Raw genomic sequence first — 14833 nt, forward strand, 5'->3', positions numbered from 1 at the left:
GCCGCCGCGTCCTGCGGGCGATCTCACCGCGGCCCGTCGGCGGCGGTGAGCGCTCCGTTTCGCGAGTGTTACGGCAGGACACGCCCCGGCAACCCCGGCTGCATACCTTCGGTCGCGTCAGGCGAAGCCGTGCGTCGACCGAGGAAGGCCAGGCCGTGACCGCACAGAGCACGAGGACCCCGACCAGCGCCGGCGGGCGCTGGATCGCCCACTGGGACCCCGAGGACACCGCATTCTGGAACACGACCGGGCGGCGGGTGGCCAACCGCAACCTGTGGGCCTCCATCTTCGCCGAGCACATCGGGTTCTCGGTGTGGAGCCTGTGGTCGGTGCTGACCCTGTTCATGACCCCCGAGACCGGGTTCGACTACACACCGGCGCAGAAGTTCCTGCTGGTCTCGATCGTCTCCCTGGTCGGCGCGGTCCTGCGGGTGCCCTACACCCTGGCCGTGCCCCGGTTCGGCGGCCGCAACTGGACGCTGATCTCGGCGGGCGCGCTGCTGGTGCCCACCGCGCTGGCGGTGGTGCTCATCCAGCGGCCCGACACCCCCTTCTGGCTGTTCCTGGTGCTGGCGGCCACCGCCGGGCTGGGCGGCGGGAACTTCTCCTCGTCGATGGCCAACATCAACTCCTTCTTCCCCGAGCGCAGCAAGGGCTGGGCGCTGGGGCTCAACGCCGGCGGCGGCAACATCGGCGTGGCCACCGTCCAGCTCGCCGGCCTGGGCGTCATCGCCGCCTTCGGCGCCGCCCAGGGCCACCTGCTGGCCGCGCTCTACATCCCCCTGCTGCTCGTGGCCGCGGCGGTGGCCTGGACGCGCATGGACAACCTCACCGGCGCCCGCGCCGACGTCGGCGCCCAGATCGCCGCCACCAAGGACCGCCACTTCTGGATCATGTCCTTCCTCTACGTCGGCACCTTCGGCTCCTTCATCGGGTTCTCCTTCGCCTTCGGGCTGCTGCTGCAGAACCAGTTCGACCGCACTCCGCTGGAGGCGGCCGCGGTGACCTTCCTCGGCCCGCTGCTGGGCTCGCTGATCCGCCCGCTCGGCGGGCGGCTGGCCGACCGGTTCGGCGGCGCGCGGGTGACCCTGGTCGACTTCGCCGGGATGGCGGCGGGCACCGCCGTGATCGTGGTCGCCTCGCTGCAGGAGTCGCTGGCGCTGTTCACCGCCGGGTTCATCGCGCTGTTCCTGCTCACCGGCATCGGCAACGGCTCGACCTACAAGATGATCCCGGCCGTCTACGCCGCCCGGGCCCAGAACCAGATAGCCGCGGGGGTGCCCGCGCAGCAGGCCCATGCGGAGAACAAGCGCATCTCCGGCGCGGTGCTGGGCCTGGTCGGTGCGGCCGGCGCGCTGGGCGGTGTGGGCATCAACCTGGCCTTCCGCCAGTCGTTTGCCAGCTTCGGCGACGCGATCCCCGCCTACGCGGCCTTCCTGGTCTTCTACCTGGTGTGCCTGGGGGTGGTCCACCGGGTCTACCTGCGCCGCCCGCGGGGCGCCGCCGGCGTCCCGGCGGCTGCGGCCCCGCCCGAACACGAGCGGGCCGAGACCGGCGGGGCGCAGCGATGAGCACGGCCACGCACTGCCCCTACTGCGCGCTGCAGTGCGCGATGCACGTGGAGGCCGGCCCCGGCGGGGCCCCGGCCGCGCGCCCGGCACCGTTTCCCACCAACCGGGGCGGGCTGTGCCGCAAGGGCTGGACCTCGGCCGAGCTGCTGAACTCGCCCGAGCGCATCGTGCGGCCGCTGCTGCGCACCGACCGAAGCGGCGGCTTCGCCGCGACCGACTGGGACACCGCGCTGGAGCACGTGGCCGGCCGGCTGAAGGGGCTGCGCGCCGAGCACGGTGCGGACGCGGTGGCGGTCTTCGGCAGCGGCGGGCTGACCAACGAGAAGTCCTACCTGCTGGGCAAGTTCGCCCGCCTGGCGCTGGGCACCTCCCGGATCGACTACAACGGCCGGTTCTGCATGTCCTCGGCGGCCGCGGCGGGCGGCCGCGCCTTCGGCCTGGACCGCGGGCTGCCGTTCCCGCTGCCCGATGTGGCCTCGGCCGAGGTCGTGCTGCTGGCCGGGGCCAACCCGGCCGAGACCATGCCGCCGATGATGGGCCACCTCTCGGGGCCGCGGCTAATCGTGGTCGACCCGCGGCACTCGGCCACCGCCGAGCAGGCCCTGGCCGGCGGGGGGCTGCACCTGGCGCCGCGCCCGGGCACCGACCCGGCGCTGGCGCTGGGGCTGCTGCACGCCGCCCGCGCCCAGCACCTGCTGGACGAGGACTACATCGCCGCGCGCACCACCGGCTTCGACCAGGCGTGGAAGCACGCGGCGGCGTTCTGGCCCGAGCAGACCGAGCAGGTCACGGGCGTGCCCGCGCAGCGTGTGCGCGAGGCGGCGCGGCTCTTGGCCACCGCGCGGGGCGCCTACGTGCTGACCGGGCGCGGCAGCGAGCAGCACGCCAAGGGCACCGACACCGTCTCGGCCTGGATCAACTTGGCGCTGGCGCTGGGCCTGCCCGGCCGCGAGGGCTCCGGCTACGGCTGCATCACCGGCCAGGGCAACGGCCAGGGCGGGCGCGAGCACGGGCAGAAGGCCGACCAGCTGCCCGGCTACCGCAGGATCGACGACCCCGCCGCCCGCGCGCACGTGGCCGAAGTGTGGGGGGTCGATCCCGACGAGCTGCCCGGGCCGGGCCCGAGCGCCTTCGAGCTGTTGGACGCGCTGGGCACCGCCTCGGGGGCGCGGGCGATGCTGGTGCTGGGGTCCAATCCCGCGGTTTCGGCGCCCGACGCCGGGCGTGTCCGAAACCGGCTGTCGGCGTTGGATCTGCTGGTGGTCTGCGACTTCGTAATGTCCGAAACCGCGGCGATGGCCGATGTGGTTCTGCCGGTGGCCCAGTGGGCCGAGGAGCGGGGCACGATGACCAACCTGGAGGGCCGCGTGCTGCGGCGCCGGGCCGTACTCGCTCCGCCGCCCGGGGTGCGCACCGACCTGGAGGTCATCGCCGGGTTGGCCGTGCGGCTGGGCCAGCCGGCCGAGCGCTTTCCCGCCGATGCCGACGCGGTCCTGGCCGAGCTGGGCCGCGCTTCGGCGGGGGGCGGCGCCGACTACGCGGGGGTGAGCCCCGAGCGGCTGGAGGCGGGCGAGGAGCTGTTCTGGCCGGTGGCCGACGCGGGGGCGAGCACGCCGCGGATGTTCTTGGACGGTTTCGCCCACCCTGACGGGCGGGCGCGGTTCGCGCCGGTGGGCCACCGGCCCGCGGCCGAGGAGCCCGACGCGGAGTTCCCGCTGATCGCGACCACGGGCCGGTTGATGGGCCATTACCAGTCGGGGGCCCAGACGCGGCGCATCGGCGAGTTGGCCGGTGCCGAGCCCGAGGCCTACGTGGAGGTGCACCCCGATACGGGAGTGCGCAGCGGGGTGGCCGACGGGGACTGGGCGCGGGTGGTCTCGCGGCGGGGGGCGGCGCTGGCGCGGGTGCGCCTGCGGGCGGACGCGCGGCCCGACACGGTGTTCCTGCCGTTTCACTTCGGTGGGGAGGAGGCGGCCAACAACGTGACCAACCCGGCGCTGGATCCGGTGAGCCGGATGCCCGAGTTCAAGGTCAGCGCCATCAGGCTGGAGCGGGCCGACCCTCCGCAGGAGGCCGCCGCCCCACGTGCCGGAGCCGGGCAGCGCGGCCCGGCCCGGCCCGCCGGCTGAGACCCGCCGCGGCCCGCACCCGACCCCGCCGGCCCGCGAACCGGCGAGAGCGGGAGCGGTGGCTCGGGTGCGGTGTCCCGGAACCGGGTCCACCCGCGACGTCCAGGTTCCACAGGTCGTAGGTCCCACAGGTAGGGGGCAGGAGCCGGTGCCCGCCCGCGCGGCACCCTCCGACCCGAGGCCCCAGAGGTAGTGGGCAGGAGCCGGTGCCCGCCCGCGCGGCACCCTCCGAGCCGAAACCCCAGAGGTAGTGGACAGGAGCCGGTGCCCGCCCGCGCGGCACCCTCCGAGCCGAAACCCCAGAGGAAGGGAGGCCGGTGCCGCGCGGCGCACTCCGCGCCGCGGCCGGCACCGACACGCCATGGTCCAACACACCGCGCGCCGCATCGTGGTGATCGGCAACGGCATGGTCGGCGCCCGCTTCGCCGAGGAGGTCGCCCGGCGCGACCCCGCCGGCGAGCGCGTCGGCGTCACCGTCGTGGGCGCCGAGGACGAGGCGGCCTACAACCGCGTCCTGCTGCCCGGCGTCCTCGCCGGACGCTACGCGCCCGACGACATCCGCCTGCCCGCGCCCGCCGAGTCGGCCGCGGTGGCCGTGCGCACCGGAACCGCCGCCACCGCGATCGATCCCGCCCGGCGCCGGGTCACCCTGGACGACGGCACCGGCCTGGACTACGACGAGCTCGTGCTGGCCACCGGCGCCCGCGCCGCGTTCCCGCCCATCCCCGGCCTGGCCGCCGCCGACGGCGCACCCGAACCGGGCGTCACCGCCCTGCGCGACCTCGCCGACTGCCACCGCCTGTCCGCTCTGGCGCGCCCGGGCGGGCCCGTCGTCGTGCTCGGCGGCGGCGTGCTCGGCCTGGAGGCCGCCCGCGCGCTGGCCGAGCGCGGCATGCGCGTCTCGCTCGTGGAGTCCTCGCCCTGGATCATGCGCCGCCAGATCGACCGGCCCGCCGCCCAGATCCTGGCCGAGCAGTACTCGCGGCTGGGAGTGGCCGTGCACTCCTGGCGGGTGGCGGCCCGCTGGCTGCCGGGCACCGGGCTGGAGCTCGACGACGGCCGCGTGCTGCCCGGCGACGCCCTCGTCGTCACCGCCGGGGTCAAGGCCAACACCGAGATCGCCGCCGGCGCCGGAATCGACGTCGAGCACGGCATCGTCGTCGACGACACCCTGGCCACCGCCGACCCCCGGGTGCACGCCGTCGGCGACTGCGCCCAGCACCCCGGCGGCGGCGCGGGACTCGTCCAGCCCGGCTGGGAGCAGGCCGCCGTGCTCGCCGACCGGCTCACCGGCACCCGCCCCGAGGCCCGCTACACCGGCGCGCGCCCCGTCACCCGCCTCAAGGCCGAAGGCATCGAGCTCACCAGCATGGGCGAGGCCGAGGCCGACGACACCGCAGAGACCGTGACCATCGCCGACGCCCACGGCGGCCGCTACGCCAAGCTCTCGGTGCGCCAAGAACGCATCGTCGGCGCCGTGCTGCTCGGCTTCGCCGACCCCGCCTCGGCCATCGCCCGGATGTACGACGACGGCGCCCCGGTGCCCGCCGACCGCCTCGCCCTGCTCACCGGCCGGCCCGCGCCCGAAACCGGGGAGACCGGCGCCGGGCCCGCAACCGACCCCCTCGTGTGCCGGTGCAACGCCGTCACCCGCGGCGGCCTGGAGACCGCCTGGCTCGACGGCGCCCGCACCCGCCCCGACATCGCCGCCGCCACCCGCGCCACCACCGGCTGCGGGGGCTGCACCCGCGACGTCGACGCCCTGCTCGCCGGCTGGAACGGCGCCAGCCCCGTTGCGGCCCCCTGACACCCGCGGCCCCGGGGCGGCCCGGCGCGCCGCGTGTTTACCCCGCTGCGCCGCGGTCAGCGGAGCGGGAAGCAGCGCCGCCGGGCGAACACCGAGGAGCCGATGCACACCGACATCACGCTGACAGTGGACGGGCACAGCCGCGCGCTGCGCGTCGACACCCGCACCACCCTGCTGGACGCGCTCCGCGAACACCTGCGCACCACCGCGCCCAAGAAGGGCTGCGACCACGGCCAGTGCGGCTCCTGCACGGTCCTGCTCGCCGGCAGGCGCGTGGTCAGCTGCCTGATCCTGGCGGCCGCGGCCGACGGCGCCGAGGTCACCACCGCCGCCGGGCTGGCCCCCGAGGGCCGCGAGCACCCGCTCCAGCGCGCGTTCGTCGACCACGACGGCCTGCAGTGCGGCTACTGCACCCCCGGCCAGATCTGCTCGGCCGCGGGCGTGCTGGAGGAGGCCGCCGCCGGCTGGCCCAGCGCCGCCACACCGCCCGGCGAACCGGCCGAAGGACAGGCGGTGCCGCTCACCGACGCCGAGATCCGCGAGCGCATGAGCGGCAACCTGTGCCGCTGCGGCGCCTACGCCGGCATCGTCGCCGCCGTCGGCGAGGCCGCACGGGCCGCCGAGGCCGCCGACCCGGCCGCGACCGAGGCGCAGAGCGGAGGAGCCCGGTGAAACCCTTCGACTACCGCCGCGCCACCGACCCCGCCGACGCCGCCGCCCTGGTCGCCGACACCCCCGGCGCGGCCTTCCTCGGCGGCGGCACCAACCTCGTCGACCACATGAAGCTGGGCGTGGCCGCCCCCGACATGCTCGTCGACATCACCGGCCTGGGCCTGGACGAGGTCGAGCCCCTGCCCGACGGCGGGCTGCGCATCGGCGCCAACGTCCGCAACAGCGACGCCGCCGCCCACCCGCTCGTCCGCGCCCGCTATCCGGTGCTCAGCCAGGCGCTGCTGTCGGGCGCCTCGGGCCAGCTGCGCAACACCGCCACCACCGGCGGCAACCTGCTGCAGCGCACCCGCTGCGTGTACTTCCAGGACACCTCCACGCCCTGCAACAAGCGCGAACCCGGCTCGGGCTGCTCGGCGCTGGAGGGCTACCAGCGCTACCACGCGATCTTCGGAGCCTCACCCGACTGCGTGGCCACCCACCCCTCCGACATGGCCGTCGCGCTCACCGCGCTGGACGCCCGGGCGGTCGTGCGCGACGCGGCCGCCGAACGGCGCATCCCCGTCGCGCAGCTGCACCGGCTGCCCGGCGAAGCGCCCGAGCACGACACCGTGCTCTCCCGCGGCGACCTGATCACCGCCGTGGAGCTGCCCGCCATGCCCATGGCGGCCCGGGCCCGCTACCGCAAGATCCGCGACCGCGCCTCCTTCGCCTTCGCGCTGGTCTCGGTCGCCGCCGCGATCGAGAGGGCCGAGGACGGCACCGTCGCCGACGTGCGCATCGCGCTGGGCGGCGTCGCGCACAAACCCTGGCGGGCGCTGCTGGCCGAGGAGGCGCTGCGCGGCGCCGCCGCCACCGACGGCGCCTTCGCCGCCGCGGCCGCGGCCGAGCTCGCCGAGGCCCGGCCCCTGCCCGGCACCGCCTTCAAGGTCCCGCTGGTCCGCGCCGCCATCACCGCCACGCTGCGCGAGGCCGCCGGCGGGCCGCCCGGCCGCGGCCCCGGGAAGGAGGAGCCGTGACCACCACCGCCGGCACGGGCACCGCCGCCGTCGGAACCGGCCCGCCGCGTGCGGACGGCCCCCGCAAGGCCGCTGGAGCCGCCGCCTACGCCTACGAGTACCCCGTCGCCGACCCCGCCTACATCGCACCCGTGCAGGCCACGGTCGCGCGCGGACGCGTACTGGAGGTCGACGCCGCGGCGGCCGAAGCCGTCGACGGCGTGCTGGCGGTCCTCTCACACGCCAACGCGCCCCGCCTGGACACCGGCGCCGAGCTCAGCGGACTGCAGCACGCGGCCGAGCTGGCCGTGCTGCAGTCCGACGAGGTCGCCTACCGCGGCCAGGTCGTGGCCGCCGTGGCCGCCGAGACCTTCGAGGCCGCCCGGCAGGCCGCCGCGCTGGTGACCGTGTCCTACGAGCAGCTGCCGCACGACCTCGACCTCTCCGACCAGCGCGCCGACGCCTTCGCGCCCGAGGAGGACCACCGCCAGGGCGACACGGCCGCCGCCGCGCCCGCCGACGCCGTGGTCGAGCAGACCTACACCACCGCGATGCAGCACAACAACCCCATGGAGCCGCACGCCACCATCGCCCACTACGGCGGCGGCGCCCTGACCCTCTACGAGTCCACCCAGGGCGCCCACGAGGTCCGCCGCACCGTCGCCGCGCTGACCGGCCTGGATCCGGAGCGCGTCCACGTCGTCGCGCCCTATGTCGGGGGCGGGTTCGGCTCCAAGGGGCCGCTGCACGCCCCCACCGCCCTGGCCGTGCTGGCCGCCCTGAGCCTGCCCGGCCGCCCGGTCAAGCTGGCGCTCACCCGCCGCCAGATGTTCACCCTGGTCGGCTACCGCAGCCCCACGATCCAGCGGGTGCGGCTCAGCGCCGGAGCCGACGGGCGGCTCTCGGGCGTGGACGTGCTGGCCACGGTGCAGACCTCCCGCCTGGCCGACTTCATCGAGCAGGCCGCGCTGCCGGCCAAGTCGATGTACGCCGCACCCCACCGGCGCATGGGCCACCGCGCGGTCCGGCTGGACGCCCCCGTGCCCACCTGGATGCGCGCCCCCGGCGAGTGCCCGGGCATGTTCGGGCCCGAGGTGGCCATGGACGAGCTCGCCTGGCAGGTGGGCCTGGACCCCGTCGAGCTGCGGCTGCGCAACGAGCCCGACCGCGACCCGCACACGCACAAGCCCTTCTCCAGCCGCAACCTGGCCGCGTGCCTGCGCGACGGGGCCCGCCGCTTCGGCTGGGCCCACCGGGCGCCCGAGCCCGCCGCCCGCACCGAGGACGGGTGGCGCACGGGCATGGGCGTGGCCGCCTCCGTCTACCCGGTCGTGCCGCCGCCCTCGGGCTCGCGCGCCCGCGTCCGCTACGAGGGCGAGGGCCGCTACCGGGTCTGCCTGGGCGCCGCCGACATCGGCACCGGCGCCTGGACCGCGCTCGCGCAGGTCGCCGCCGACGCCCTGGAGGTGCCGCTGGAGGACGTACGCCTGGACCTGGGCGACACCGCGCTGCCCGAAGCCTCGCTGGCCGGCGGCTCCACCGGGCTGATGTCCTGGGGCTCGACGATCCACGCCGCCGCCGGCGCCTTCCGCGCCCGCCACGGCACCGCGCCCCGCCCCGGCGACGAGGCCGAAGCCGACCTGCCCGACAACCCCGCCCGCGACGACTACGCCATGTACGCCTACGGAGCGCAGTTCGCCGAGGTGCGGGTGCACGCCGAGACCGGCGAGGTCCGCGTGCCCCGGCTGCTGGGCGTCTTCGCCGCCGGGCGCATCGTCAACGAGCGCACCGCGCGCTCGCAGTTCCTGGGCGGCATGACCATGGGGCTGTCGATGGCGCTGCACGAGGAGAGCGTCGTCGACCCGCGCTTCGGCCACCCCGTCAACGGCGACTTCGCCGAGTACCACATCGCCGCCAACGCCGACGTGCAGGACATCCGGGCCCACTGGATCGACGAGGACGACCCGCTCGTCAACCCGCTCGGCGCCAAGGGCATCGGCGAGATCGGCATCGTGGGCACCGCCGCGGCCGTGGCCAACGCCGCCTACCACGCCACCGGCGTGCGGGTCCGCCGGCTGCCGGTGCGCCTGGACGCCTTCCTGGACTCCTGAGCCGGAGTCCGCCGCCGGTGCGGCGCACGCGCGCCCCGCGCGGCCGGGCGCCGCCGCCCGAGCGGCCGCACCGGCCCGCCCCCGCCCGACGCGCTCGGGCGCACCTCCGCGCGCTCCCGCGCGTTGCACGCCCGCGCACCCGGGGCCGCGAAACCCCCGGTCACGGCGTTCACCAGTGCGCCACCTGCGCTGACAGGGAAACGAAACACCCCCTTCACCGACGGCTGACGGTCGCGAAACACGCTCCGGGTTGCCTGAGGGGCACAGAGCAGCGGTCTACCGCGCTCGGCGCCCCGCCCACCAGCGAGGAGAAGAACCCGGCATGAGACAGCTCGTGGTCATCGGAAACGGCATGGTCGGACACCGCCTCGTCGAGGCCGTCCTCAGCCGCGAGGCCGGCACCTGCTGGCACATCACGGTCCTGGGCGAGGAGCCCCGGCCCGCCTACGACCGCGTCGCCCTGTCCTCCTACTTCGACGGCGCCGGCGAGGAGGAGCTGCGCCTGCCCGACCTCCGGCGCCACCCCGGCGTGGACCTGCTGCTGGGCGAGCCCGCCACCGCGATCGACCGCGCCGCCCGCACCGTGACCACCGCCGCCGGCCGGGTGCTGGGCTATGACGCGCTGGTGCTGGCCACCGGCTCGTCGGCGTTCGTGCCGCCGGTGCCCGGCCGCGACCTGCCCGGCTGCCACGTCTACCGCACCATCGAGGACCTGGAGCACATCACCGCCACCGCCCAGGCGGCGACCGGCCGCGGCGACGCCGCGGGCGTCGTCATCGGCGGCGGCCTGCTCGGCCTGGAGGCGGCCAACGCGCTGAAGCTGCTGGGCATGCAACCCCACGTGGTCGAGATGGCGCCGTGGCTGATGCCCCGCCAGGTCGACGAGGGCGGGGGAGCGGTCCTGGGCCGCCTCATCGCCGACACCGGCGTCGCCTGCCACACCGCCGCCGGGCTCACCGGCATCGAACCCGCACCGCACGGCGGCGGTCTGCGCGTGCTGCTGGGCGAACAGGGACCCGACCAGCGCAGCGTCGACGCCGGCATCGTCGTCTTCTCCGTGGGCGTGCGCCCCCGCGACGAGCTCGCCCGCGCCGCAGGCCTGGAGACCGGGCCCCGCGGCGGCGTCGCCGTCGACGCCGCCTGCCGTACCGGAGACCCCCGCATCTACGCCGTGGGCGAGTGCGCCAGCGCCCAGGGGACCGTCTACGGCCTGGTCGCCCCGGGCAACGCCATGGCCGAGGTCGCCGCCGAGAACATCGCCGGCGGCGCGGCCGCGTTCACCGGCGGCGACACCTCCACCAAGCTCAAGCTGCTGGGCGTGGACGTGGCCAGCTTCGGCGACGCCCAGGGCGACACCGACGGCGCCCTGGAGGTCGTGCTCAACGACGCGCCCGGCCGCCGCTACGCCAAGCTCGTGGTCTCCGACGACGCCACGACCCTGCTGGGCGGCGTCCTGGTCGGCGACGCCTCGGCCTATGCCGGGCTGCGCCCGCTGGTGGGCCGCGAGCTGCCCGGCGACCCCCTCGACCTCATCGCACCCGACCGCGGCGGCTCCGGCGGCGCCGTCGGCGTGGCCGCGCTGCCCGACGACGCCCAGGTCTGCTCCTGCAACGCCGTCACCAAGGGCGCGATCCGCACGGCCATCACCGAGGGCAGCACCGACATCCCCGCCCTCAAGGCCTGCACCCGGGCCGGCACCAGCTGCGGCTCCTGCGTGCCGATGCTGAAGAACCTGCTGGCCGACTCCGGCGTCGAGCAGTCCAGCGCCCTGTGCGAGCACTTCGACCACTCCCGCGCCGAGCTCGTCGAGATCGTCACCGCCACCGGCGTCGCCACCTTCTCCGAGCTCATCGCCCGCCACGGCACCGGCCGCGGCTGCGACGTCTGCAAGCCCGCCGTGGCCTCCATCCTCGCCTCGCTGGGCGGCGGCCACATCCTGGAGGGCGAGCAGGCCGCGCTGCAGGACACCAACGACCACTTCCTGGCCAACATCCAGCGCAACGGCACCTACTCGGTGGTGCCGCGCGTGCCCGGCGGCGAGATCACCCCGGACCGGCTCATCGCCATCGGCGAGGTCGCCCGCGAGTTCGGCCTCTACACCAAGATCACCGGAGCCCAGCGCATCGACCTCCTCGGCGCCCGCGTCGAGCAGCTCCCCGCCGTGTGGGCCCGGCTGGTCGACGCCGGCTTCGAGTCCGGCCACGCCTACGGCAAGGCGCTGCGCACGGTGAAGTCGTGCGTGGGCAGCACCTGGTGCCGCTACGGGGTGCAGGACTCGGTGGGCATGGCGATCCGGCTGGAGCTGCGCTACCGGGGCCTGCGCTCGCCGCACAAGCTCAAGTCCGCGGTCTCGGGCTGCGCGCGCGAGTGCGCCGAGGCCCGCGGCAAGGACTTCGGCGTCATCGCCACCGAGCGCGGCTGGAACCTCTACGTCGGCGGCAACGGCGGGTTCACCCCCCGCCACGCCGAACTGCTGGCCGGCGACCTCGACGACGAGACGCTCATCCGCTACATCGACCGGTTCCTGATGTTCTACATCCGCACCGCCGACCGGCTGCAGCGCACCGCCGCCTGGATCGAGGGGCTCGACGGCGGCCTGGACCACCTGCGCGCGGTCGTGGTCGAGGACCGCCTGGGCATCGCCGCCGACCTTGAGCAGGCCATGGAGCGCCACACCGCCGGCTACGCCGACGAGTGGCGCGGGGTGCTGGAGGACCCGGAGAAGCTGGCCCGCTTCGTCTCCTTCGCCAACGCGCCGGAGGCCCCCGACCCCACCATCGCCTTCGGCGTCGAGCGCGACCAGCCGGTACCGGCCGGGCCCGTGCCGCTGGGGATGCCGAGCGTGCCGGCGGGCGCGGCCGCGCCCGCCGGAGCGCTCCGCTGAGCGCCGCGACGACCCGATCCGCCCCGGCGCCGCGGCGCCGGGCGAACGAGCCCACCTTCAGGAGCGACGATGAGCACACCCACCCTTCCCGCGAGCCCCGACCGGTTGTGGGTCGCCGCATGCGGCTCCGATAGGCTCATTCCCGAACGCGGCGTCGCCGTCCTGCTGCCCGACGGAGGGCAGGTCGCCGTCTTCCGCACGCACGACGACGTGCTCTACGCCGTGGGCAACATCGACCCCTTCAGCGGCGCCGCGGTGATGTCCCGCGGGATCGTCGGCGACCGGGCGGGCGAGCCCACCGTCGCCTCGCCCATGCTCAAGCAGGTGTTCTCCCTGCGCACCGGACGCTGCCTGGACGATCCCGGCGTGGGCCTGGCCACCTACGCCGTGGAGCCGCGCGACGGCGTGGTCCACGTCTGCACCCGACCGGACGAGGCATCCCCATGACATCCACGCCGCCGACCGCGCCCGCCGCACGCGAGGCGCCCGACGACCCCGCCGACGACCGCTCCTCCTCCGGCGCCGCCACCGTGGCGCCGCTGGCCGGGTTCACCGTCGCCGTCACCGCCGCCCGCCGCGCCGACGAGCTGGCCGCGCTGCTGCGCCGCAAGGGCGCCGAGGTGGTCAGCGCCCCGGCGCTGCGCATCGTGCCGCTCAGCGACGACCAGCGCCTGGCCACGGCATCGCGCGAGCTGATCCGCCGCCCCGCCGACGTGGTCGTGGCCACCACCGGGATCGGGTTCCGCGGCTGGGTGGAGGCCTGCGACACCTGGGGCGGCGCCGAGCGGCTGGTGCGGGCCATGGGCTCCGCCCGGGTGCTGGCGCGCGGCCCCAAGGCCAAGGGCGCCATCCGCGCCGCGGGGCTGCGCGAGGAGTGGTCCCCGCCCTCGGAGTCCTCGGCCGAGGTGCTGGACTACCTGCTGGAGTCGGGAGTGGAGGGGCTGCGCGTGGCCGTGCAGCTGCACGGCGAGCCGCTGCCCGACTTCTGCGCCGCGCTGCGCATGGCCGGCGCCGAGGTCGTGGAGGTGCCCGTCTACCGGTGGATGGAGCCCGAGGACACCGCGCCCCTGGACCGGCTGATCGAGGACGTGGCCGCGGGCGGGGTCGACGCCGTCACCTTCACCAGCGCTCCCGCGGCCGCCGCCCTGCTCGACCGCGCCCGCCGCCAGGGCCTCCACCGCCCGCTCGTCGAGCGGCTGCGCGGCGAGACCATGGCCGTGTGCGTGGGCCCGGTCACCGCCCGCCCCCTCATGGGCGAGGACGTGCCCACCGTGTGGCCCGCCCGCGCCCGCATCGGCGCCATGGTCAAGCGCCTGGCCGAGGAGCTGCCCGAACGCTTCCCCGCACTGCCCGTGGCCGGGCACCGGCTGCGGCTGCGCGGGCACGCCGCGCTGGTCGACGGCGCCGTCTGCCCGGTCTCGCCCGCGCTGATGCGGGTGCTGCGCGAGCTCGCCCGCCGCCCCGGCCAGGTCCGCGACCGCGCCGACCTGCTGGCCTCGCTGGGCGGCGACGGCGACGCCCACGCGGTCGAGACCGCGGTCGCGCGGCTGCGCAGCGCGCTGGGCGACCCCAGGATCATCCAGACCGTGGTCAAGCGCGGCTACCGGCTCGCGCTGGACACGGGAGAGTGCGCGCTGCGAGGAGACTGATGGAGCCCGCCACACTGCTGCTGGCCGTCCACGGCACCCGCGACCCGCGCGGTGTCGCCGAGGCCCGCCGGCTGGCCCGCCGCGTCGCCGAGCTGACCGGGGCGCCGGTGCGGCTCGGCTTCGCCGACGTGCTCGCGCCCGACGTGGGCCGGGTCGCGGCCGCGATCGCGGGGCCCGTCGTGGTGGTGCCCGCGTTCTTGGCCGCCGGCTACCACGTGCGCGTGGACATCCCCGCCCAGCTGGAGCGCGCCGGCCGCGGCGACGCGGTGCTCACCCCGGCGCTGGGCGCCGACGACCGGCTGCTGGACGCGGCCGTGCGCCGCCTGCGCGAGGCCGGGCGGCGCCGCGCCGACGCCGTGGTGCTGGCCGCGGCCGGCTCCTCCGACCCCGACGCGCGCGCCCAGGTCGCCGACGCCGCGCGGCGGCCCGCGCGCCGGCGCGGGGCGCCGGTGGAGGAGGGCTACGCGGCCACCGCCGAGGCCGCGGTCGCCGAGGCGGTGCGGCGCCTGCGCGCCCGCGGCCACCGGCGGGTGGCGCTGGCCTCGTGGCTGCTGGCGCCGGGCCTGTTCCATCAGCGCCTGGCCGAGGCCGGCGCCGACGCCGTCGCCGAACCGCTGTGCCCCGACGCCGGCGTCGCCGCGGCCGTGGCCGCCCGCTACCGGCGGGCCGCCGTCCTCGCGGCGGCCTGACCGGGCGCGCGGGCGCGCCGCCCGCGTCTGCGGGCCGGCGGGGCCGCCACCGGCGGGGACGTTTGACCGCACCTCCGCCAGGGGGTAGACACTGGGAGCAGTCGGCCCGGGAACCAGTACAAACCAGACGAAGTGGATGAATGCGAACAGTTGTCGCATATCTCACAGAGACGGCAATCCACTCAAGGTATCTGATTTGGTGAGTAGTCCCACAAATCGTCACCCCCTGGACGCGTTACCGTCCCGTGATGAATAATCTCGAAGCGGCGCACCTCGAACCCGCCCGCGGGCCGCCGAACCCGCGCCGAGGCCACCGCCGACACCCC

General features: G+C 76.2%; 10 protein-coding genes. All 10 read left to right on the forward strand.

From position 1 onward, the window contains the following. Positions 1-155 precede the first annotated feature (155 nt). The 10 genes from ABD284_RS12590 to ABD284_RS12635 all read left to right on the forward strand — a co-directional run bounded on the left by ABD284_RS12590 (position 156) and on the right by ABD284_RS12635 (position 14507). Entirely contained in the window at positions 156-1571 is a 1416-nt protein-coding gene (locus ABD284_RS12590) for an MFS transporter (RefSeq protein ID WP_344143061.1), read from the forward strand. Beyond that, positions 1568-3700 (forward strand): molybdopterin oxidoreductase family protein, encoded by a 2133-nt coding sequence (locus ABD284_RS12595; RefSeq protein ID WP_344143063.1) that lies wholly within the window; start codon positions 1568-1570, stop codon positions 3698-3700. The genes ABD284_RS12590 and ABD284_RS12595 overlap by 4 nt, the downstream gene beginning before the upstream one ends. Before the next feature lie 361 nt (positions 3701-4061). Next, a complete protein-coding gene (locus ABD284_RS12600) occupies positions 4062-5507 on the forward strand; it encodes an FAD-dependent oxidoreductase (RefSeq protein WP_344143064.1) in 1446 nt (481 codons plus the stop codon). A gap of 102 nt (positions 5508-5609) precedes the next feature. Further along, on the forward strand, positions 5610-6179 hold the full coding sequence (locus ABD284_RS12605; RefSeq protein ID WP_344143065.1) for a (2Fe-2S)-binding protein: 570 nt from the start codon (positions 5610-5612) through the stop codon (positions 6177-6179). Continuing rightward, positions 6176-7195, forward strand: a complete 1020-nt coding sequence (locus tag ABD284_RS12610; RefSeq protein ID WP_344143066.1) for an FAD binding domain-containing protein — start codon at positions 6176-6178, stop codon at positions 7193-7195. The genes ABD284_RS12605 and ABD284_RS12610 overlap by 4 nt, the downstream gene beginning before the upstream one ends. Continuing rightward, entirely contained in the window at positions 7192-9285 is a 2094-nt protein-coding gene (locus ABD284_RS12615; RefSeq protein ID WP_344143067.1) for a xanthine dehydrogenase family protein molybdopterin-binding subunit, read from the forward strand. The genes ABD284_RS12610 and ABD284_RS12615 overlap by 4 nt, the downstream gene beginning before the upstream one ends. Positions 9286-9607: 322 nt before the next feature. Beyond that, positions 9608-12169, forward strand: coding sequence for a nitrite reductase large subunit NirB (gene nirB / locus ABD284_RS12620; protein ID WP_344143068.1), 2562 nt, complete (start codon positions 9608-9610; stop codon positions 12167-12169). 69 nt (positions 12170-12238) lie between these two features. After that, the gene (gene nirD, locus ABD284_RS12625; protein ID WP_344143069.1) at positions 12239-12616 is read left to right on the forward strand and encodes a nitrite reductase small subunit NirD; all 378 of its coding nucleotides are present in this window, start codon (positions 12239-12241) and stop codon (positions 12614-12616) included. Beyond that, positions 12613-13818: a uroporphyrinogen-III synthase gene (locus tag ABD284_RS12630; protein ID WP_344143070.1), complete on the forward strand. Its 1206-nt coding sequence runs from the start codon at positions 12613-12615 to the stop codon at positions 13816-13818. The genes nirD and ABD284_RS12630 overlap by 4 nt, the downstream gene beginning before the upstream one ends. Then, positions 13818-14507 (forward strand): sirohydrochlorin chelatase, encoded by a 690-nt coding sequence (locus ABD284_RS12635; protein WP_344143071.1) that lies wholly within the window; start codon positions 13818-13820, stop codon positions 14505-14507. The genes ABD284_RS12630 and ABD284_RS12635 overlap by 1 nt, the downstream gene beginning before the upstream one ends. The last annotated feature ends 326 nt before the right edge of the window (positions 14508-14833 follow it).

The sequence above is a fragment of the Streptomonospora arabica genome, assembly GCF_039531585.1.
Lineage (GTDB): Bacteria > Actinomycetota > Actinomycetes > Streptosporangiales > Streptosporangiaceae > Streptomonospora > Streptomonospora halophila.